17 protein-coding genes and 1 tRNA gene are annotated in these 21,686 nt (G+C 65.3%); 6 read left to right on the plus strand and 12 right to left on the minus strand.

What is annotated here, in order from left to right; all coding sequences use genetic code 11:
* Positions 1-12: 12 nt before the first annotated feature.
* The 4 genes from parE to JNN06_RS07780 form a co-directional block, all read right to left on the minus strand.
* The gene (gene parE / locus JNN06_RS07765) at positions 13-1,968 is read right to left on the minus strand and encodes a DNA topoisomerase IV subunit B (protein ID WP_291239020.1); all 1,956 of its coding nucleotides are present in this window, start codon (positions 1,966-1,968) and stop codon (positions 13-15) included.
* Between the two features lie 82 nt (positions 1,969-2,050).
* The gene (locus tag JNN06_RS07770) at positions 2,051-2,680 is read right to left on the minus strand and encodes a glutathione S-transferase family protein (RefSeq protein ID WP_291239021.1); all 630 of its coding nucleotides are present in this window, start codon (positions 2,678-2,680) and stop codon (positions 2,051-2,053) included.
* Entirely contained in the window at positions 2,677-3,090 is a 414-nt protein-coding gene (locus JNN06_RS07775; protein WP_291239022.1) for a cytochrome c, read from the minus strand. The genes JNN06_RS07770 and JNN06_RS07775 overlap by 4 nt, the downstream gene beginning before the upstream one ends.
* Before the next feature lie 57 nt (positions 3,091-3,147).
* Positions 3,148-4,980 (minus strand): ABC transporter ATP-binding protein/permease, encoded by a 1,833-nt coding sequence (locus tag JNN06_RS07780; protein WP_291239023.1) that lies wholly within the window; start codon positions 4,978-4,980, stop codon positions 3,148-3,150.
* 86 nt (positions 4,981-5,066) lie between these two features.
* Here JNN06_RS07780 and JNN06_RS07785 point away from each other — a divergent pair, with 86 nt between their 5' ends.
* Complete coding sequence (locus tag JNN06_RS07785) at positions 5,067-5,471, plus strand: metalloregulator ArsR/SmtB family transcription factor (RefSeq protein ID WP_291239024.1); 405 nt, start codon at positions 5,067-5,069, stop codon at positions 5,469-5,471.
* On the opposite strand, the gene JNN06_RS07790 is transcribed toward JNN06_RS07785, so the two are convergent.
* Positions 5,452-6,708 carry a LysM peptidoglycan-binding domain-containing protein gene (locus JNN06_RS07790; protein WP_291239025.1) on the minus strand — a complete coding sequence of 419 codons (1,257 nt, stop codon included), beginning with the start codon at positions 6,706-6,708 and terminating at the stop codon, positions 5,452-5,454. The two genes, JNN06_RS07785 and JNN06_RS07790, sit on opposite strands and share 20 nt — an antisense overlap.
* A 105-nt stretch (positions 6,709-6,813) precedes the next feature.
* Between JNN06_RS07790 and JNN06_RS07795 the strand changes: the two genes are divergently transcribed.
* A complete protein-coding gene (locus tag JNN06_RS07795; RefSeq protein WP_291239026.1) occupies positions 6,814-7,368 on the plus strand; it encodes a TIGR00730 family Rossman fold protein in 555 nt (184 codons plus the stop codon).
* On the opposite strand, the gene JNN06_RS07800 is transcribed toward JNN06_RS07795, so the two are convergent.
* Together JNN06_RS07800 and JNN06_RS07805 are read right to left on the minus strand one after the other, a co-directional pair.
* On the minus strand, positions 7,365-7,781 hold the full coding sequence (locus JNN06_RS07800) for a Fur family transcriptional regulator (RefSeq protein ID WP_291239027.1): 417 nt from the start codon (positions 7,779-7,781) through the stop codon (positions 7,365-7,367). The two genes, JNN06_RS07795 and JNN06_RS07800, sit on opposite strands and share 4 nt — an antisense overlap.
* Before the next feature lie 131 nt (positions 7,782-7,912).
* Positions 7,913-8,782: a DUF533 domain-containing protein gene (locus tag JNN06_RS07805; RefSeq protein WP_291239028.1), complete on the minus strand. Its 870-nt coding sequence runs from the start codon at positions 8,780-8,782 to the stop codon at positions 7,913-7,915.
* Between the two features lie 723 nt (positions 8,783-9,505).
* Here JNN06_RS07805 and JNN06_RS07810 point away from each other — a divergent pair.
* Complete coding sequence (locus JNN06_RS07810) at positions 9,506-13,210, plus strand: vitamin B12-dependent ribonucleotide reductase (RefSeq protein WP_291239029.1); 3,705 nt, start codon at positions 9,506-9,508, stop codon at positions 13,208-13,210.
* 216 nt (positions 13,211-13,426) lie between these two features.
* On the opposite strand, the gene JNN06_RS07815 is transcribed toward JNN06_RS07810, so the two are convergent.
* Together JNN06_RS07815 and JNN06_RS07820 are read right to left on the minus strand one after the other, a co-directional pair.
* Positions 13,427-13,516, minus strand: a tRNA-Ser gene (locus tag JNN06_RS07815).
* A 64-nt stretch (positions 13,517-13,580) separates the two neighbouring features.
* Positions 13,581-13,844 carry a hypothetical protein gene (locus JNN06_RS07820; protein WP_291239030.1) on the minus strand — a complete coding sequence of 88 codons (264 nt, stop codon included), beginning with the start codon at positions 13,842-13,844 and terminating at the stop codon, positions 13,581-13,583.
* 193 nt (positions 13,845-14,037) lie between these two features.
* Between JNN06_RS07820 and JNN06_RS07825 the strand changes: the two genes are divergently transcribed.
* A complete protein-coding gene (locus JNN06_RS07825; RefSeq protein WP_291239031.1) occupies positions 14,038-14,853 on the plus strand; it encodes a helix-turn-helix transcriptional regulator in 816 nt (271 codons plus the stop codon).
* Here the strand turns inward: JNN06_RS07825 and JNN06_RS07830 are convergent, their stop codons facing one another.
* Genes JNN06_RS07830 through JNN06_RS07840 form a run of 3 tightly spaced genes read right to left on the minus strand, consistent with a single transcriptional unit; the run spans position 14,854 to position 19,257 of the window.
* Positions 14,854-15,600: an alanyl-tRNA editing protein gene (locus JNN06_RS07830; RefSeq protein WP_291239032.1), complete on the minus strand. Its 747-nt coding sequence runs from the start codon at positions 15,598-15,600 to the stop codon at positions 14,854-14,856.
* Entirely contained in the window at positions 15,597-18,230 is a 2,634-nt protein-coding gene (locus JNN06_RS07835; protein WP_291239033.1) for a DUF3772 domain-containing protein, read from the minus strand. Before JNN06_RS07835 ends, JNN06_RS07830 begins: the two co-directional genes overlap by 4 nt.
* Positions 18,223-19,257, minus strand: coding sequence for a cysteine synthase A (locus tag JNN06_RS07840; protein ID WP_291239034.1), 1,035 nt, complete (start codon positions 19,255-19,257; stop codon positions 18,223-18,225). Before JNN06_RS07840 ends, JNN06_RS07835 begins: the two co-directional genes overlap by 8 nt.
* 254 nt (positions 19,258-19,511) lie before the next feature.
* Between JNN06_RS07840 and JNN06_RS07845 the strand changes: the two genes are divergently transcribed.
* Positions 19,512-20,096: a TRAP transporter small permease subunit gene (locus JNN06_RS07845; protein ID WP_291239035.1), complete on the plus strand. Its 585-nt coding sequence runs from the start codon at positions 19,512-19,514 to the stop codon at positions 20,094-20,096.
* The coding region (locus JNN06_RS07850; protein ID WP_291239036.1) for a TRAP transporter large permease subunit at positions 20,093-21,686 on the plus strand (1,594 nt) is incomplete at its 3' end. The genes JNN06_RS07845 and JNN06_RS07850, both read left to right, overlap by 4 nt.

The following is a 21,686-nucleotide window of genomic DNA, read 5'->3' on the forward strand; positions in this document are numbered from 1 at the left end:
CCCCTTCCCGCCTCACACGTCCAGCTCTTCCACGAAGCGCGCGTTTTCCTGAATATACTGGAAGCGCAGCTCGGGCTTCTTGCCCATCAACCGCTCCACCAGATCGCCGGTTTCGCCCGGCTCATCCTCGTCGATGCTCACCCGGATCAGCGTCCGCGATTTCGGGTCCATCGTGGTGTCTTTCAGGTCTTTGGCGTCCATCTCGCCCAAACCCTTGAAGCGCTGCACGTCGATCTTGCCCTTGCCGCCAAGGCCCTTTTGCAGCCACAGCTCTTTTTCGGCGTCATTGGCCACATAGATGCGCTTCGCGCCTTGGGTCAGGCGATACAGCGGCGGGCACGCAAGATATAGATGCCCCTTGTCGATCAAGGGCCGCATCTGGGTGAAAAAGAAGGTCATCAGCAGGCTCGCGATATGCGCGCCGTCCACATCGGCATCGGTCATGATGATGATCTTGTCATAGCGCAGGTCGTCGACCTTGAACTTGGTGCCCATGCCGACGCCAAGCGCCTCGCAGATGTCGCGGATTTCGGCATTGTCGCCCAGCTTGTTCGACGCCGCCCCCAATACGTTCAAGATCTTGCCCTTGAGCGGAAGCAGCGCCTGCGTCTCGCGGATGCGCGCGCCCTTGGCCGAGCCCCCCGCCGAGTCGCCCTCGACGATGAACAGCTCGGTCCCCTCGCGGTTCTTCGCGGTGCAATCGGTCAATTTTCCGGGCAAGCGCAGCCGCTTTGTGGCTGATTTCCTTGCGGTTTCCTTCTCTTGCCGCCGCCGCAGGCGTTCCTCGGCGCGCAGCACGAGGAAATCGAGAATAGCCCCCGCCGATTTGGTATCATTGGCCAGCCAGGTGTCGAAATGGTCGCGCACCGCGCCCTCGACCCATTTCGCGGCCTCCTCGGTGGAGAGCCGGTCCTTGGTCTGGCCCACGAATTGCGGCTCGCGGATGAAGCAACTCACCAGCGCGCAGCCCCCCGCCACCAGATCGTCGCGGGTGATCTGGTCGGCCTTGCGGTTCTTCACCAGCTCGCCGTAAGCGCGGATGCCCTTGAGGATCGCCGCCCAAAACCCCGCCTCATGCGTGCCGCCCTCGGGCGTGGGCACGGTGTTGCAATAGCTCTGGATGAAGCCGTCGCGCGCCGGCGTCCAGTTGATCGCCCATTCCACCGAACCGGGCACGCCGTATTTCTCGGTGAAATTTACCTTTCCGGCGAAGGGCTTATCGGCATAGGTCTCGATCTTTTGCAGACTGTCGACCAGAAAATCCGCCAGACCGCCGGGGAAATGAAAGGTCGCCTCCAGCGGGGTTTCGCCATCATTGATCGCGGTTTTCCAGCGGATTTCCACGCCGGAAAACAGATAGGCCTTGGAGCGCACCATCTTGAACAGCCGCGCCGGTTTCAGTTTCAGCGCCCCGAAAATCTCCGGGTCGGGATGGAAAGTGACGGTGGTGCCGCGCCGGTTCGGCGCCCCGCCCAGCTTGGCAATCGGCCCCTGCGGCACGCCGCGTGAAAAGCGCTGCTCATACAGCTCCTTGTTGCGCGCCACCTGCACGATCAGCACATCGGACAGCGCGTTCACCACCGACGAGCCCACCCCGTTCAACCCGCCCGAGGTGGAATAGGCCTTGTTCGAGAATTTCCCGCCCGCGTGCAGCACGGTCAGAATGACTTCCAGCGCGGATTTTCCGGGGAATTTCGGGTGCGGGTCCACCGGCATGCCGCGGCCATTGTCGCGCACGGTGACCGAGTGATCCTCATGCAGCTCCACCTCGATGCGATTGGCATGGCCCGCCACCGCCTCATCCATCGAGTTGTCGAGGATCTCGGCCACGAGGTGATGCAGCGCGCGTTCATCGGTGCCGCCGATATACATGCCGGGCCGCTTGCGCACGGGCTCCAGCCCCTCCAGCACTTCGATGGAGGAGGCGTTGTAGTCGTCGGTTTGACCCGAGAACATGTCGGAGGCCATGGCTGCGCGATTCCTCTTGATGGGCTTTTGAAGGGCGGATTAGACCACCCGGCGGGGATGGGCGCAAGGCGCCCTGCGCGGGTCAGGCGGGCTCCGCCAGCCGGGCCGCCCACATGGATTGGAAAGCCGGGCGGGCCTGCGCGCGCGAAAGCCAATCAGAAACAAGGGGATAGCCTTGCATCATCGGATGGGCCTGCCCATAGCGCACGCATTCCGCCACCATCACATCAGCGACGGTGAAGCGATCCAGCAGCCAGTCGCGGCCCGCAAGATGCGCCTCCAGCCGGGCCAGCCCGCGCGCGAGCTTCGCGGCCTCGGCCTCGCGCTCGCCCGCGTCTTGCGACATCAGGATGGGCAGGGAATGCGGCTCGATGGCGGTGGCGGCAAACAGCGCCCAGTTCTCCATCAGCGCGGCCTCGGCCAGCCCCTGCGGCCCAAGCGCCCCGCCATGGGCGCGGGCGATATGCAGGCAGATGGCCAGGCTTTCGGTCAGCACCAGATCGCCCTCGACCATAGCGGGGATCTGGCCGATCGGGTTCACCGCCAGAAATTCCGGGCTTTGGCTGTTCAGGGGCGCATCCGGCGCCTTGTGTTCGGGCAGGCGGTAGGCCTGAATGACCGGCACATGGGTAAAGCCCATGCCGATCTCACCCAGCAGCCACAGCGGCCGCGAGGCGCGCGAGCGGTAGCAGCCGTAAAGCGTCAGCATCATTCGTCCCTCGCCTGAAGTCTTTGAAGATGTTCGGCAATCTGCACCAGCCGCAGGGGCGTGGGTGTCGGAATGCCGTCGCCGCTGTCAAACAGCACCATCTTTTCCTGATCCAGCAGCGGCGCGAAACTGGGCATCAGATTGCCATTGGCATCCTTGGTATAGCCCCAGATCTTGCTCATCACCCGCGCCATGGGGATCTTGCCATCCGCGCCCGCAAGCTGCGTCAGATCGGCAGGCTTCTTGCCAAGGCTGGCCCCTACCTCGCCATCGCCGCGCCCCTCCATGCCATGACAGCCGGCGCAATAGGTAGCGTAATCCTCGGCCCCCGAGGGCACCGGATCGGGCAGCGGTTTCAGGCAGGCGGCGAGCGGCAACAGGCTGGCCAGCAGGGCGAGCGGCATCAGGCGCATCGGAAGAACTCCTCTTTGCGCCAGAGAACCACGCGCCCCGCCAAGGTGCAACCGCGATCAGGCGGCCTCGGCCTCCTCTGCCGCCTGCCGCGCCCACATCGCCGCATAGCGCCCGCCGCGCGCCAGCAGCACATCATGGGTGCCCTGCTCCACCACCTCGCCCGCCTCCAGCACCACGATGCAATCGGCATCGGCGATGGTGGACAGGCGGTGCGCAATGGTGATGACGGTGCGGCCCTGCCCCATTTCGCGCAGCGAGGCCTGAATATCGGCCTCGGTCTGGGTATCCAGCGCCGAGGTCGCCTCGTCCAACAGCAGGATCGGCGGGTTTTTCAGCAGGGTGCGCGCGATGCCCACGCGCTGCTTCTCGCCGCCCGAGAGCTTCAAGCCGCGCTCGCCCACGGTGGTGGCATAGCCATCGGGCAGCGACAGGATAAAATCGTGGATTTTCGCGGCCTTGGCGGCGGCCTCCACCTCGTCACGGGTCGCCTCGGGGCGGCCATAGGCGATGTTGTAAAAGATCGTGTCGTTGAACAGCACGGTATCTTGCGGCACTACGCCAATGGCGGCATGCAGGCTGTCTTGGGTGATGTCGCGGATGTCTTGCCCATCAATCTTCACCGCGCCGCCCGTCACATCGTAAAAGCGGAACAGCAGCCGCCCGACGGTGGATTTGCCCGAGCCGGAGGGCCCGACCAGCGCGATGGTCTGGCCTGCCGGCACGTCGATGGTGACGCCCTTGAGGATCGGGCGCTCGGCATCATAGGCAAAGCGCACATCCTCGAACCGCACGGCCCCGCCCTTGACGCGCAGCATGGAGGCGCCGGGTTTATCCGTGATTTCAGCGGGTTGCGACAAAAGGCCAAACATCTGCCCCATATCGACCAAGGCCTGCCGGATCTCGCGATAGACCGTGCCGAGAAAGTTCAGCGGCATGGTGATCTGGATCATATAGGCATTGACCATGACGAAATCGCCCACGGTCAGCAGCCCGGCCTCGACCCCTTGCGCCGCCATCACCATGACGATGACCAGACCCGATGTGATGATGAAGGCCTGCCCGGCATTCAGGAAGGCCAGAGATTGCCCGGTTTTCACCGCCGCCACCTCATAACCCTCCATCGCGCGGTCATAGCGCGCGGCCTCGCGCCCCGCCGCGCCGAAATAGCGCACGGTTTCAAAGTTCAGCAGGCTGTCTATGGCCTTCTGGTTGGCGTCGGTATCCTGATCATTCATCTTGCGGCGGATCGCCACCCGCCATTCGGTGACCTTGAAGGTGAAGGTCACATAGATCGCGATGGTGACCACCACGACCGCCATATATTGCCAGCCAAACAGCACCGCGAACAGCGCGGCCACCATGGTCAGCTCGATGATCAGCGGCCCGATCGAGAACAGCATGAAGCGCAGCAGGAAATCCACGCCCTTCACCCCGCGCTCGATGATGCGCGACAGGCCGCCGGTCTTGCGGGTGATGTGATAGCGCATCGACAGGCGGTGAATATGGGTGAAGGTCTCCAGCGCCAGCTTGCGCAGCGCGCGTTGGCCCACGCGCACAAAGATCGCGTCGCGCAATTCGCCGAAGGCCACCGCCCCCAGCCGCGCCAGACCATAGGCCAGCACCAGGCCCACCGCTGCATAGCCCATCAGCGCCGCGCCGGAGGGGGCATCGCCCGCCAGCTTGTCCACCGCCGCCTTGTAGAAGAACGGGGTGGAGACCGAGATGACCTTGGCAAAGACCAGCATCACAAGCGCCAGCACCACCCGGCGTTTCACCCATGTCTCGCCCTTGGGCCAAAGATAGGGCGCCACGCGGCGCAGGGTCACCCAGCCGCTGGTGCTGGGGGTATCGGAATCGGCGGAGGTCAGGGAATCGGAGGGGCGGCGCATGCGGGCTTCCTTGCCCTTGCCGGTTGCTTGCGCGGCAAGGCTGGGTTACACAGGGGTCAATTCAACGTTTCATGAGTAGTTGAAAGATGGAGCGGAGTAAAGTGCTGCAATGCCTGTCGGCGCTGGCCCATGAGGCCCGGCTCGATCTGGTGCGCCTGCTGGTGCCGCGCGGCGATGAGGGGCTGGCGGCGGGCGAGATTGCGCGCGCGCTTGGCCTGACGGCCTCGCGGCTGTCCTTCCATCTGGCGGCGCTGGAACAGGCCGGGCTGATCCGTTCGCGCAAGCAATCGCGGCATGTGTTCTACAGCGCCGATCTGGAAGGCATCGGCGGCGCGATTTCCTACCTGCTGGCCGATTGCTGCATGGATCACCCGGAGGTGCTGGCCTGTTGTGGGGCCAGCGCCCGCCATGCGCTCCATCTGGTGGCCGAGGGCGAGGCCGGAGCTTGCGCCATCCCCCCTTCGGACCCCATCACCCCTTCGGAATCGTGAACACCTGCCCCGGATAGATCAGGTCCGGGTCGCGGATCTGGGTCTTGTTGGCCTCGAACACCTTCACATAGAGCACCCCATCGCCGAAATTCTCGCGCGCGATGCGCCACAGGGTAAAGCCCGGCTGCACGGTGATGCTGAGCGGGGTTTCGGCATCGGCAATGGCAGGGGGGGGCGCAGCCGGGGCCACAGCCGGGGTGGCAGCCGGGGCCACAGCCGGGGTGGCGGCGGGTTGGCCCGACAGCGCGGCAGGCGGCGCCAAAGCGCGCGGCTGGCCCGGAATGGCCTGTGGTTTCAGCGCGGCGGCCAGCGCCTCGGGCGTCTCGCGCAGGAAGGGCGTCTCGAAGCGCGAGGTCACCTTGCCCTCCGCCCCGATCTGGTCGGCGCGCAGCGTGTAAAGGCCGGGCGGCACATCGCGCAGCGTGGTGAACCATTGGCCGGTGCCCGCCGCCAGAACCTCGGCCAGCGGCGCGTTATCCAGATAGAGCCGCAAGGCAGCCCCGGCTGCGGCCCGGCCCGAAAGCTGCACCGCGCCATCGGGGGTATAGGAAATCGCATCGACCGAAACCTGCCCCGGCGCTGCCGTTTCCGGCATGGTTTCAGGCGCCTGCAAGACCTGCGCGCCCTGATCGGTGATCAAAAGCGCCTGCGGGGCCTCGGGTTGGGGCGCCCCGGCTGGCTGCATCTCGGCTGGCTGCGCCTCGGCTGCGGCGGTCGCCTCTGGCACCTTCGGCCCGGCCACCGGCGCCAGTGCCACGGTCTGTTCGGCCAGACGCTCGGGCGGGCCTGCCTCGGCCAGCGACAAGAGGCGCGGCTGGTCGGAGGGCGGCAGGGTGAACATGGCGACAAAGTTGCCCTGACTGTCGGCCACCGCCCGCATGGCCTCGGCCCCGTCGAGCTTGAGCAGAACCGTCGCCCCCGCCGCCGCGCGCCCGGCCACCAGCGCCTCGCCCTCGGGCGTCACGCGGACGGTATCGAAGGCGGGCATGGTCGCGGCAGCCTCTGGTGCGGGGGCCGCTGGCGGGGTGGATTGCGCCGTGGTAGATTGCGCTGTCGCGGACTGTGGCGCGGCCTGCGGCGCGGGTTGCGGCGCGGCCAGCAAAGGCGCCGCGGTTCCGGGCGCCGCCGCCGGTTCCGGCTGCAAGGCCCAGACCAAGGCCCCCACCGCCGCGATCCCCGCCACGATCCCGCCGCCGATCAGAAGCCCGCTGGCCCCTGCCCCGTTTTCTGCCGCCATGGCCGTTCTCTCCCCGCAGTGCAGATGCCGCGTCTTGCAGCGCGGCTTTCCTTCCTCAAGGAAGGCCGATAGACCGGAAAATGGCAACAGAAATCCGAGGCTTCGATGGCATTCTCTCATTCCGTCTGTGTGTATTGTGGCGCCCGCAGCGGGGCGCGCCCCGTCTATGCGCAAGCCGCGCGCGCCACCGGCAGCATGCTGGCGGCGCAGGGCTGGCGGCTGGTCTATGGCGCGGGCGATGTGGGGCTGATGGGCGAGGTGGCCCGGTCCGCGCAGGCGGCGGGGGCCGCGACCATGGGCATCATCCCGACCCATCTGATGAAACGCGAGGTCGGCAAGCGCGACCTCACGCAGCTGGTGATCACCGAGGACATGCACGAGCGCAAGAAGGTGATGTTCATGAACTCGGATGCCGTGGTGGTGCTGCCCGGCGGGGCGGGCAGTCTGGACGAGCTGTTCGAGGTGGTGACCTGGGCGCAGATCGGCCTGCACCACAAGCCGGTGTTTCTGCTGAATGTCGAAGGTTATTGGCAGCCGCTGCTGGCCCTGCTGGATCATGTGATCGCGGAGGGCTTTGCCGATGCGAGCCTGCGCGCGCTGATCCGGGTGGTGCCGGATGTGGCGGCCCTGACCGAGGCGCTGCAGGCGGCGCTGGATTAGGCGCCGGGCTTCAGCGGCACCGCCAGCAGTTCGAGGCGGTGCCCGATCAGCCGATAACCCAGCCGGGCGGCGATGCGCTCTTGCAGGGCCTCGATCTCGGGGTCGACGAATTCGATGACATGGCCGGTGGACACGTCGATCAGGTGGTCATGATGGTCGCGGTCGGCATCCTCATAGCGGGCGCGGCCATCGCCGAATTCCAGCTTTTCCAGAATGCCCGCCTCCTCGAACAGTTTCACCGTGCGATAGACGGTGGCCAGCGAGATGCGGCCATCCTGTGCGGCGGCGCGGGCATGCAGTTCCTCGACATCCGGGTGATCCTCGGCGGCGCCGATGACGCGGGCGATGATGCGGCGCTGTTCGGTCATGCGCAGGCCTTTCGCCTCGCAGCGCAGGATGATGTTGTCTGACATGGCCGCCCCTTTCCGTGGGATATGGTGTTTAGGCGGTTTGGCGGCTTGCGTCCATGGCCCCGGCGGAAAAAGGTGGGCAGAGAGGAAAAAGGGGGCCCGAAGGCCCCCCTTCCGGCGCGGTGCCGTGCTGTTCAGCCATAAAGCTTCTGCGCGCCCAGCTGGTCATGGATGCCATTGACCTCGGCCGGTTCGAGGCCAAGACCCTCGGCAAGGCGATGCAGGTATTCGGCCTCGGCCCGGTTGTCGAGGTCGATGGCCGACAGCGACACGGCATAGACCTGCGCCTCCATGCCCTGCGGCACCTGCGCCACCAGCCGGTCCAGATCGGACTCGGCCGAAAGCTCGGCATTCACAAAGGCGATCTCCTGCTCGCTGGCGCCTTCCAGAGCGCCCATCAGCTTTTGCTTTTCGGCCGCATCCATCTCGCCATCGGCCTTCACCGCCTGGATCATGGCGCGCAGCATCAGGGCCGCCGCCAGTTCCTGATCGCGGCTGGGGGCGGTGGCGGGCTCCTGCCCTTGCAGGACGGAATCGAGCATGCCGCCCAGGCCGCCCATCCCCCCCGCGCCGCCGCTGGACCCGGCCCCGCCCAGAAGCCCCCCCAGCAAGCCGCCGATGCCGCCTGCGCCCAGCATGCCCTCCAGCCCGGTGGGGGCCGAGGCGCGGCGGGTGCTGCGCGGCTGGCTGCCGCCCATGGCGCCGCCCGCCAACCCTTCGATCAGCGAGCCAAGCCCGCCCGCTCCGCCCTTGCCGCCGCCCAGCATGCCGCCCAGCAGATCGCCCAGGCCGCCCTGCGAACCAGCCCGCGTGGCGCCCCGGCTGCCGCCCACCATGCCGCCCAGCTGGCCCACCAGATCGTCAAAGCCGCCGCCCTGCCCCTGCGGGCTGCGCTGCGCCGTGGTCTTGCTGCTGCCGGGCAGGCCGTTTTTCGCCAGATGGCTGACGCCTTTTGCCATCGCCACACCGATCGCCACCTTGGCCAGCGTTTTCACCAGAGACATTCTGAACCCTTTCCACCATCGCCGCCCGTCGCGGCCCGATGCGAAGCCTGACGCAAAAGCCCCATGAACCAAAGAGGGAAATCGGGCGGGCTTTCCCCCTCGGGCCAAAGCCCGCCCATGGCGGCGGCGATTCGCCCCTCGGCCATGCCTTGCCGCGCCGAAACCTGTAGCCCGACCGTTGCGCCACTCGGAGAGGGCGCGGCGGTCGCGCGCCGCTTCTCCCCCGCTCCCTGTGGACAACCCGGCCCGGCCAGGGGCGCGGAGGCCGGTTATCCACAGCCCGGCGCGCAGCGCAGACGCCGCCGCGAAGCGGGCCGAAACGCTGGATTTTCGCCTTTCGCGCGTGTCGCCTTGCCACGCGGCGGCTGGCCTTTCCCCAAAGCGTCCACAGCCGGGCTGTCACATCCTTGAATCAAAAAGTTAACGCCACGGCTTGTGGGTAAGCTGCGCGTCAACACAAAATAGAGGCGCCGCTGCCAAATTTTCCCGTTGCCGCGCAGGGAAATTTCCGACAACTTGTCCTCGCTGCGGCCAGAGCCACTAGATGTGGTGTGAGGAGCAGCCCGACAGACCAAACCCTTCCCCTGCGCCCGCGTGCTGAACTGGCGGCGTGCTTCGTCCTGATCACAGGACGGGAACGGGTTTGGCATGTCCGGGCGCGCGCGGCACGGAACGGCACAACAGCAGGGGCAAAGGCCCCCATCGGGACAGGACGACGGGCAGATGAAGATCGAGCGCAAGTTCACGACGGAAGAGACCGGCGCCTATGGCGCGCTGGCTTTCGCCACCACCACCTCGGAAATCCGCAATCCCGATGGCAAGATCGTCTTCCGCAATGAGGCGGTCGAGGTGCCGGAGGGCTGGAGCCAGGTGGCCTCGGATGTGCTGGCGCAGAAATATTTTCGCAAGGCCGGCGTTCCGGCCCGCCTGAAACGCGTGAAGGAAAAGGGCGTGCCCGACTTCCTGTGGCGCTCGGTTCCCGATGAGGCCGCCCTGGCCGCCCTGCCCGAGGACCAGCGGATTGTGGGCGAAACCAGCGCCAAGCAGGTCTTCGACCGTCTGGCGGGCGCCTGGGCCTATTGGGGCTGGAAAGGCGGCTATTTCACCACCGAGTCCGACGCCCGCGCCTATTATGACGAGATGCGCTATATGCTGGCGCGCCAGATGGCGGCGCCGAATTCGCCCCAGTGGTTCAACACCGGCCTGCACTGGGCCTATGGCATCGACGGCCCGAGCCAAGGCCATTTCTATGTCGATTATCAGACGGGCGAGCTGACCAAATCGGCCTCGGCCTATGAGCATCCGCAGCCGCATGCCTGCTTCATCCAGTCGGTGAAGGATGATCTGGTGGGCGATGGCGGCATCATGGATCTCTGGGTGCGCGAGGCGCGGCTGTTCAAATATGGCTCTGGCACCGGCACCAACTTCTCCTCCCTGCGCGGCGAAGGCGAGAAGCTGTCGGGCGGCGGCAAATCCTCGGGGCTGATGGGGTTCCTCAAGATCGGCGACCGCGCGGCGGGGGCGATCAAATCCGGCGGCACCACGCGGCGCGCGGCCAAGATGGTGATCTGCGATATGGATCACCCCGATATTGAACAGTTCATCAACTGGAAGGTGATCGAGGAACAGAAGGTTGCCAGCCTGGTGGCGGGCTCCAAGATGCACGAGGCGCATCTGAACGCGATCTTCGCCGCGATCAAGGCCTGGGATGGCAGCGCCGAGGGCGCCTGCGATGCCAGCCAGAACGAGGGGCTGAAAACCGCGATCCGCGCTGCCAAAAAGTCGATGATCCCGGAAACCTATATCAACCGCGTGCTGCAATATGCGCGTCAGGGCTTCGACAGCATCGAATTCCCGACCTATGACACCGATTGGGATTCCGAGGCCTATATTTCGGTTTCGGGCCAGAACTCGAACAATTCGGTCCGCGTGACCGATGCCTTCCTGCAAGCGGTGAAGGACGATGCCGATTGGGCGCTGATCCGGCGCACCGATGGCAAGGTGGCAAAAACCGTGAAGGCCCGCGACCTTTGGGACAATGTGGGCCATGCCGCCTGGGCCTGCGCCGATCCGGGCATCCAGTTCCATGACACGGTGAACGCCTGGCACACCTGCCCCGAGGATGGGCCGATCCGGGGGTCCAACCCCTGCTCGGAATACATGTTCCTTGATGATACGGCCTGCAATCTGGCCTCGATGAACCTGCTGACCTTCTTTGCCGAAGGCCGGTTCGACGCGCAGGCCTATATCCACGCCACGCGGCTGTGGACCCTGACGCTGGAAATCAGCGTGATGATGGCGCAGTTCCCCTCCAAGGAAATTGCGCAATTGTCTTATGATTTCCGCACCCTGGGCCTGGGCTATGCCAATATCGGTGGCCTGTTGATGAATATGGGCCTGGGCTATGACAGCGCCGAGGGCCGCGCGCTGTGCGGTGCGCTCACCGCGCTGATGACCGGCGTGACCTATGCCACCTCGGCCGAGATCGCGGCCGAGCTGGGCCCCTTCGCGGGCTATGGCCGCAACAGCGCCCATATGCTGCGCGTGATCCGCAACCATCGCCGTGCGGCCTATAGCCACGACGCGGGCTATGAGGCGCTGAACGTGCGCCCGGTGCCGCTGGATGCCGCCCATTGCCCCGACCCCGAGCTGGTGACGCTGGCGCGCGGCGCCTGGGACGAGGCGCTGAGCCTGGGCGAGAAGCACGGCTTCCGCAACGCCCAGACCACCGTGATCGCCCCCACCGGCACCATCGGTCTGGTGATGGATTGCGACACCACCGGCATCGAGCCGGACTTCGCGCTGGTGAAGTTCAAGAAACTGGCGGGTGGCGGCTATTTCAAGATCATCAACCAGTCGGTGCCGGCGGCGCTGGCGAAACTGGGCTATACGCAAGGCCAGATTGCCGAGATCGTCGCCCATGCTGTCGGCCATGGTTCCATCGGGAATTGCCCGGCGATCAACCATACCGCGCTGATCGGCCACGGCTTCAGCCCGGTCGAGATTGCCAAGGTCGAAGCCGCCCTGCCCTCTGCCTTCGACATCCGCTTCGTATTCAACCAATGGACACTGGGCGAGGATTTCTGCAAGGGCACGCTGGGTATCCCGGCCGAGAAACTGGCCGATCCGACCTTTGACCTGCTGCGCCATCTGGGCTTCACCAAGGCCCAGATCGACGCCGCCAATGACCATGTTTGCGGCACGATGACGCTGGAAGGCGCGCCGTTCCTCAAGCGCGAGCATTACCCGGTGTTCGATTGTGCCAATCCCTGCGGCAAGACCGGCAAGCGTTACCTGTCGGTGGAAAGCCACATCACCATGATGGCGGCGGCGCAAAGCTTCATCTCGGGCGCGATTTCCAAGACCATCAACATGCCGAACTCGGCCAGCATCGGCGAAACGCTGGCAGCCTATGAGCTGTCGCATTCGCTGGGCATCAAGGCCAATGCGCTCTATCGCGACGGCTCCAAACTGTCGCAGCCGCTGGCCGCTGCGCTGGTCGAAGATGATGATGAGGCCGCCGAAGTCCTCGCCACCGGCAGCCAGCAGGAAAAGGCCGCTGTGCTGGCCGAGAAGATCATCGAGAAGGTGATCGTCAAGGAAATCGTGCGCAGCCACCGCGAGAAACTGCCCGAGCGTCGCAAGGGCTATACCCAGAAGGCGGTGGTCGGCGGGCACAAGGTTTACCTGCGCACCGGCGAATATGGCGACGGCAGCTTGGGCGAGATTTTCATCGACATGCATAAGGAAGGTGCGGGCTTCCGCGCCATGATGAACAACTTCGCCATCGCCGTCTCGGTGGGTCTGCAATATGGCGTGCCGCTGGAGGAATTCGTCGACGCCTTCACCTTCACCAAGTTCGAGCCTGCGGGCATGGTGCAGGGCAATGACAGCATCAAGAACGCCACGTCCATTCTGGACTATGTGTTCCGCGAACTGGCCGTGAGCTATCTGGATCGCACCGATCTGGCCCATGTCGCACCCAAAGGCGCCAGCTTTGACGAGCTGGGCGGCGGCGAGGCCGAGGGCAAGCGCGCCAGCAATCTGGAGCCGGTGAGCGAAAGCGCCGCCTCCAAATCGCTGGAAGTGCTGCGGCAGATCTCCTCCACCGGCTATCTGCGCAAGCGGCTGCCGAAGGATCTAGTCGTGCTGCAAGGCGGTATGGGCGGCACGGCCCTGTCGGGCGACGCAAGCGCCCTGTCGATGCTGCTGCCCACCGCAGGTCTGGCGACGGCGGGTCTGGCGGCAACTGGCACCACCGGTGCCACCGCGCTGGCCACCGGAACCGTCACCCTGGACGCCCGCACCAAGGCCAAGATGCAGGGCTATGAGGGCGAGGCCTGCGGCGAATGCGGCAATTACACCCTGGTCCGCAACGGCACCTGCATGAAATGCAACACCTGCGGCGGCACGAGCGGCTGTAGCTGAAATAGGGACGGGGGGCCGCAAAAAGCCCCCATCGCCCCCGACTGAGCCAAAGCCCTGCCCCTGGCGGGGCTTTGGCTTTTACGGATTTGCCGGTTCCCTGCCGAACTTCGTGCTGTGCCAATCGGCTGCCGGCGCGCCCATCACAAAGGGCAGCGGCTCACCCACGCAGCTACCTGCGTTCAAAAACGCGCAAAGACCAGATTTTCATGGATAATATGGCGGACAGAGAGGGATTCGAACCCTCGAGACGGTTCCCCGCCTACACACTTTCCAGGCGTGCGCCTTCGACCACTCGGCCACCTGTCCGTGACTGCCGTTTACCCCGAAGCCATGACCTGTGCAAGGGGGGAAACGGCGATGGCGTTGCGGATCAGGCGGCGGCGATGGCGCGGGTGCGGCCCTTCAATTCCTCTGCGATATCAGGGAAGTAACCTGCCTCGACCATTTTCAGGCCCGCGCAGCGGCGCACCGCCTTGTCGGCCATCAGCGAAACCTCGACCAGGTCGCCCACCTGAACAATCACTCGCAATCCGCCCCGCGTCGCGCCATCGTAATGGGCGAGATCGCGATGATCGGCACACCAGACGATCGCACGACCTGTCTCCTGACAGCTCCAGATCACAACGCCCAGCATCTTCCTCTCCTGTCCCTTGTCGGGATCGTCTTCCGCTCATGTGAAAGGGCGTCAGCGCTGCCCTTAACAATTATTTATGCACAGCATCCCGTGCGCCGCATTCGGTTTTCAGCGTCACAGCCATGGACAAGGCAACGATTTTGGGTCAATCATGACGCTAAAGAGCGTCACACTGCCCAAGGGACCCGCAGACATGACCGGCCCCGCCAAAGCTGCCTCTGCGCTGTCACCCACAGAGTTGCGGTCGATCTTCGGACGCAACCTGCGCGAGCTTTGCGAGAATGGCCAGCCCATCACGGTGATCTGCCGGGAGATTGGAATCAACCGGACCCAGTTCAATCGCTACCTCTCGGGCGAGGCCTTTCCGCGCCCGGACATCCTGGCGCGAATCTGCACCCATTTCGATGTGGATGCCCGTATCCTGCTGGAACCGCTGGAAGACCTGCGCCGCGCCCTGCCCGACCGCTTCCTGATCGAGATGCGCGACAAGCTGCTGATCGGCAAATCGCGCCCGGTCGATCCGGCGCTGCTGCCGGATGCGATTTACCGCTTCTGGCGCAAATCCTTCATGTTCCAGGGCAAGATCGTCACCACTCTGGCGCTGATCCGCAGCCATGGCGAGGTGACGCTGTTCAAGGGGTTCGAGGAAAACCTGCTGGCGCAACAGGAAAACCCCAATGCCCGCCGCTTTCCGCGCCTCGCCTATCACGGGCTGGTGCGCCAGCATATCGACGGGATTTCGATCTATTGTCAGGATCGGCAGAACCAGTCGAACATCACCTTCTTTGAATTCGGGCTGGAAGGAAACATGCGCTTCTATCCCGGCTTCTCGCTGCTGGTGCGGCGGCGGATTGACGGGATGAACCGGATGACGGCGGCGGTGCTGGAGCGGCTGCCGCATGACCCGGCGCTGTGGCGCAGCATCGTGCGGCAGGATACGGTGCATGATCTCAGCTATGCCCCGCCACTGGTGCAGCGCGCGCTGGCGCGCATCCCCGACGGTTTGTGATCACGCCACCAGCGTCAGCGTGACACGGCGGTTCTGCCGCCCCTTGTTCTCGATCTTGCCGATCTCTACCGCCCCGATCTCGGCGGTGCGGGCCACATGCGTGCCGCCGCAGGGTTGCAGGTCGATCTGACCCGCCCCCTGCCCGATCCGCACCAGCCGCACCCGGCCTGTGCCGACCGGCGGCGCCACCGACATGGTTTTCACCAGCCCCGGATTGGCCGCCAGATCGGCGTCAGAGATCCAGTCCTCGGTCACTTCCAGATCACGGTCGATCAGCGCCTGAAGCCGGGCGGTCAGCCCCTCCAGATCGCCGGGCGGTTCGGGCAGGTCGAAATCCAGCCGCCCGCGATCCACCCCGATCTGGCCGCCGGTCACAGGGCGCGGGATCACCACCGACAGCAGATGCAGGGCGGTATGCACGCGCATGTGGCGGTGGCGCCGCTCCCAGTCCAGATGCTGCATCACCTGCGCGCCGATGGGCGGCAGGGGGCGCGGCTCGGCGGCCACCAACGCAATCTGGCCGGCGCTGCGCGGGTCCGGCCCGGCCTTCACCGCCGTCGCAATCGCCAGCGCACCGCCCGACCAATCAAGCCGCCCGCTATCGCCGGGCTGGCCGCCGCCGGTCGGGTAGAACAACGTGGCATCCAGCAGGATACCGCCCTCCGGCGTATGGCCGATGACGCGGGCGGGCGCCTCGCGCAGATAGGCATCTTCGCGAAACAGCAGGCGGGTGGGCGTGTCGGTCATCTTTCAGTCTCGGTATCCAGCGCGTCATCGACGGTTTCGCTCAGCGGCTGGTCTTTTTGCAGCGGCTTTACCGGGCCTTCGGGCAGACGCTCCAGCGCTGTTGCGCCTTCGGCCCGCAGCGCCTCCAGCAGCATGATGACCTCTTCCACCCGGCTCGGGCCCGAGGCGGGGGTGCCGGTCAGCACGATCTCGGCCTCGGCAAAGCGTTCGAGGATCTGGTGGTTCACCTCGCTGCGCACCTGGGCCGAGAAATTCACATCGCGGATCAGCATGCGGATTTCAAAATTCACCGAATCCACCGCCATGCCCATCAGCAGCACCGAGGGTTTGGGGTTCAGCAGCGCCAGCGGCTGCGCCTCGGCGATCTCTTGCAGGATGCGGGTTGCCTCGCGCGTGTCTTGCCCGAACTTGATCGAGACCGGCACGATCACCCGGCCGGTCAGGCTGAACCGCGTCCAGTTGGTCACGCGCTGGCTGACCAGATCGCCATTCGGCACGATGATGTCGGAGCGGTCGAAGGTTTGAATCCGGGTGGAGCGCACCGAGATCGACTGCACGATGCCCGAGACATTGCCGACCTCGATCCAGTCGCCCTCGCTGACCGGGCGTTCGATCAGCAGGATGATGCCTGAGACGAAGTTCTGCACGATGTTTTGCAGACCAAAACCGATGCCGACCGACAGGGCCGAGGCGACGATGGCAAGGCCCGACAGGTTGATGCCCGCGGTGGACACCGCGATCAGCACCGACAGGAAGATGCCGATATAGCCCGCGCCCGAGACGATGGCATTGCGCCCGCCCTGATCCAGCTTGGTCTTGGGCAAGATCGAGCTGCGCAGCGCGCCCTGAAACAGCCGCGTGGCGCCAAAGCCGATCAGGAACAGCACTGCCAGATAGACAAAGCTGGAGGGCGAGATGCGGGTTTCGCCCAGCATGAACCCTTCGGTGAAGCGGTTCCACAGCTCGCCCAGATCTTCGGCCCGCGCGCCCCAGAGGATCGCGAAAAGCGGCAGCGAGGCCAGCGTCAGAAGAAAGCCCGACAGCACCGGCAGCAGGCCCTGTGCCGCCTCGTCCTCGCCCACCACGGCGCGCCAGATGTCACCGATCAGCTGCACCAGCACCATCAGAATGCCGATCAGCGTCAGCGAGGCGGCCGCCGGGAAGATCAGCGCCTGCGCCAGATTGACATAGCCGATCACCGCCATGGCGGGGGCGACAAGGGCAATGACGATCAACAGCTTGCCCGCCAGCCGGATCATGGTGTCGCGGAAGCTGCCCGCCTCCTCGCGGCCGCTGTGCTGGCCCAGATGGCGGTTCAGCAGATGGCCAAAGCGCCACAGCAGCAGCGCCAGCAGCCCGATCGAGGGCAGCGCCAGCACCGGCGTCGCCGCCTCGGAAACCAGCTGCGCCGGGAACATCGCCTCGCGCAGCAGATCGGCGCCGCGCACCAGCCCCATGGCCGTGATCAGAAACCGCGCCTCGGCGCAGACTTCCGGCGGCAAGGCCAGTGGCCCCGAGGCGCAATCGCCGCGCGGGAAAATGCGCCCTGCCAGCCACAGCGACAGGAAAACCACAAACCCCGCCGCAGGCAGCGCCTCCAGCACCTGCTGGCCCAGCCAGCCCGGCATATCGGTCAACAGCAGCGCCAAGGCGATCAGCAAGACCCCCAGCGTCGGCACCAGCACCTGCCCCAGCGAGGCGACAAAGGACCAGACGCGGCGCCAATGGGTCGAATCTGCGGTGCTGTTGAGCCAGTTCGAGAAGCGCTCGATCCAGCGCCGCCCCCGCAGCACGGCGATCAGCGCCACCACCAGCATGATGCCCGAGGCGGGCAGCATCTCGTAGAACTCGGCCTGCCGCGCCGGATTGGCCCAGTTGCTGCGCGCCTCATTGCCCAGGGCCGCGACGCTATTGCCCACGGCGACCACCGCATCGCCCCAGTTGGCCGGGTTGGCCGGGGTGGGCCAAAGCCGCAGCATCTGCGCGGTCTTGCGGGTGCGCAGCGCGCTGTCGATCTCGGCGATCAGGCCATTGGCGCGGCGATAGGCCTCTTCGGCGGCGCGGCGCGGCGCCTCCAGTCTGGAGAGCTGTTCGGACAGTTCGACCCGGCGGGCCACGATCTCGTCGGCCTCGGTCGCGCCTTCGGCCGGCGCGGGGCCAAGCGCGTCGATCTGGCTGCGCAGGCTGGTGATGCGCCCGGCATTGGCATTCTGGGCGGTTTGCAGTCGCGACCGCCAATCCACCAGCTGACCGCGCAACAGCTCCAGCCCGTTATCAGAGGTATTCCCGGCACCGATGGCGCGTTCTGCCCTTTGGGCCATCGCCTCCCAGGCGGCGTAATCCACCACATCCTGAATCTCGCTGGAGGCAGACAGGGTCTTGGTGCCGCTGCCGCTGCCTGCGGTCTGCGCCTTGGTCAGGCCCGCGCCCAGCTTGGCTGGCCCCGCAGGCGCGGGCGTTGCCGGCGTTGCGGAAGCCGGAGCGGCAGGCGATGCCGGAGCCGCAGGGGCTGCGGGCGGCGCAGGGGTCTCCTGTGCCGGTGCAACCCCGCCTGCCACAAGGCCGGAAACCAGAACGAGGCTGGCAAGCCAGCCCCGCACGCGCGCCGCAGACCGCATGAGATCAGGCATCCGCATAGACTTCGGGAATGCCGCGCGGCGCCCGGTCCAGCCATTCCGGCACCGGAAGGCCCTTGCTGCGCAGGAATTCCGGGTTGAACAGTTTCGACTGATAGCGCGTGCCGTAATCGCACAGGATGGTGACGATGGTATGGCCCGGCCCCATCTCGCGCGCCAGCCGGATCGCGCCCGCCACATTCACCCCGGACGAGCCGCCAAGGCACAGCCCCTCCTCCGACAGCAGGTCAAAGACGATGGGCAGCGCCTCGGCATCGGGGATGCGATAGCTGTAATCGGGGGTGAAGCCTTCCAGATTCGCGGTGATGCGGCCCTGCCCGATCCCCTCCGTGATCGAGGAGCCGGGCGACTCGAAGGTGCCCTGGGTGTAAAAGCTGTGCAGCGCCGCGCCCTCCGGATCGGCCAGACCGATCTTCACGCCCTTGGGCTGCAAGGCCATGCCGATGCCCGCCAGCGTGCCGCCCGAGCCGACCGCGCAGATGAAGCCATCCACCTTGCCGCCGGTCTGCGCCCAGATCTCGGGGCCGGTGGTCTCGATATGGGCCTGACGGTTCGCCACATTGTCGAATTGATTGGCCCAGATGGCGCCATTCGGTTCGGTCTGGGCCAGGGCCTCGGCCAGACGGCCGGAATAGCGCACGTAATTGTTCGGGTTCTTGTAGGGCGCGGCCGGCACCTGCACCAGCTCGGCCCCGGCAAGGCGCAGCATGTCCTTCTTTTCCTGACTTTGCGTTTCAGGAATGACGATAACGGTGCGGAACCCCATCGAGGCCCCCACAAGCGCCAGGCCGATGCCGGTATTGCCCGCCGTGCCCTCCACGATGGTGCCGCCGGGTTTCAGCAGCCCGCGCGCCACCGCGTCCTTGATGATGTAAAGCGCCGCGCGATCCTTCACCGATTGCCCCGGATTGAGAAATTCGGCCTTGCCGAGGATCTCGCAGCCCGTGGCGTCGCTTGCCTTGTTCAGGCGGATGAGGGGCGTATTGCCGATCGAGGCGGCCAGATCGCGGAAAACGGGCATGGGGCATCCTTCCTTCATTGCCCAAGGTTTAGGGGCAGGCGCGCGGGAACTCAAGAACCCGCCCGCGTGGCATGGCGGGCTGGCGCCAAAGAAGACGGTTTCCCCAAGGTTTTCCTTGGTTTCCGGCGGAAAATCCGGGAAAAAGAGAGGACGCGGGAAAGAAATCCGGGAAACTGGACAAAAAAACTTACCACTTTCCGCCAAAATCAGCTAAAAGCGCGGCCAGCGCATAAGGGCACAAGGGGGGTTTTCACATGAAATCACTGCTTGCGGTCTCCTCCGGGATCGACCGCATCAATGAAATGATCGGGCGGGCGGTGGCCTGGCTCATTTTCGTCGCGGTGCTGATCAGCGCAGGCAATGCCATCGTGCGCAAAGTGTTCAACACCTCGTCGAACAGCTGGCTGGAACTGCAATGGTATCTGTTCGGCGCGGCCTTCCTGCTGGCCGCCGCCTATACGCTGAAACAGAACGAGCATGTGCGCATCGACATCGTCTACGGCCTGTGGTCGCGCCGCACCCAGCACTGGATCGACCTGTTCGGCCATGTGATGTTCCTGATGCCCTTTGTCACGCTGATGATCTGGTATTTCGTGCCGTGGGTCAGCCGGTCCTATGCCTCGGGCGAGGTTTCGACCAATGCGGGCGGGCTGATCATCTGGCCTGCCAAGGGCCTGCTGCTGATCGGCTTTACCCAGCTGTGGTTTCAGGGCCTTTCGGAAATCATCAAGAAAATCGCCGTCATGCGCGGCGTGATCGAAGATCCCAACCCCTTCGTGTCGTCCCATGCCGCGGCTGAGGCCGAGGGCGAGGCCCTGAAGGAGGAGCTGTCGAAATGATGGAATTCATCGCGACGAACCTTGCGCCGATCATGTTCGTGTCGCTGGTCGTCTTTTTGCTGATGGGGTATTCGGTCGCCTTCTCGCTGGCGGCGAATGGGCTGATGTTCTTTGTGATCGGGGTTTACCTTTCGCCCTATTCGGGTGGCACCATCACGCTGGACTGGCCGCTGCTGAACACAATGCCCAACCGGCTGTGGGGCGTGCTGTCCAACGAGACGCTGCTGGCCATCCCCTTCTTCACCTTCATGGGCATCGTGCTGGAAAGGTCCGGCATGGCCGAGGACCTGCTCGATACCATCGGCCAGCTTTTCGGCCCCATTCGCGGCGGTCTGGCCTATGCCGTGATCATCGTGGGGGCGCTGCTGGCGGCGACCACCGGCGTGGTGGCGGCCTCGGTGATCGCCATGGGTCTGATCTCGCTGCCGATCATGCTGCGCTATGGCTATGACCGCCGGATCGCCTCGGGCGTGATCGCGGCCTCGGGCACTCTGGCGCAGATCATTCCGCCCAGCCTTGTGCTGATCGTGCTGGCCGACCAGTTGGGCCGCTCGGTGGGGGATATGTATGCGGGCGCGATGCTGCCCGGCCTGATCCTGACCGGGTTCTACATGGGCTATGTGCTGGTCATGTCGATCCTGAAACCGCATCTGATGCCCGCGCTGCCGCTGGAGGCCCGCACCCTGGGCTCGGGCGTGACTTCGCTTCTGGTGGCGCTGGTGGCCTGTGTGGGCATCGCCTACGGCGCGCATCTGTGGCTGTATGAGACCCATGGCAACAATGCCGATATTCTGGGCGCAAGCGTGGGTGTGACGGTGATCTATTTCGCCGCGCTGGCCGACAAGGGGCTGAAAACCGGGTTGATGTCGCGTCTGGCCCAGCAGGTGATCATCGTGCTGATCCCGCCGCTGGCGCTGATCTTCCTTGTGCTGGGCACCATCTTCCTGGGCATTGCCACCCCCACCGAGGGCGGCGCCATGGGGGCAGTGGGCGCGCTGGGTCTGGCGGCGATGAAGGGCCGCCTGAACATGGGCGTCATCACGCAGGCGCTGACCGCCACCACGCGGCTTTCGGCCTTCGTGATGTTCATCCTGCTGGGCGCGCGGGTCTTCTCGCTGTCCTTCTATGGGGTGGATGGCCATAAATGGGTCGAGCATCTGCTGGTGGGCCTGCCGGGGGGCCAGCTGGGCTTCCTGATCGTGGTCTCCATTCTGGTGTTCCTGCTGGCCTTCTTCCTCGATTTCTTCGAGCTGGCCTTCATCATCGTGCCGCTGCTGGTGGCCCCGGCCGAGGCGCTTGGCATTGACCTGATCTGGCTGGGCGTCATTCTGGGCGTGAACATGCAGACCTCGTTCATGCACCCGCCTTTCGGCTTTTCGCTGTTCTATCTGCGATCGGTGGCGCCGCGCGTGCCCTTCATCGACAAGGTGACCGGCAAGAAGACCGAGCCGGTGACCACGGGCCAGATCTATCGCGGGGCGGTGCCCTTCGTGGTGATCCAGGTGGTGATGATCGGCGTGGTGATCGCCTTCCCGGGTCTGGTCATGCATTACAAGGGCAAGCCGGTGGATACGTCGAATGTGACGATCA

Origin of the sequence: Gemmobacter sp. (assembly GCF_016792925.1) — a bacterium.
In the GTDB taxonomy this organism is placed as follows: domain Bacteria; phylum Pseudomonadota; class Alphaproteobacteria; order Rhodobacterales; family Rhodobacteraceae; genus Gemmobacter.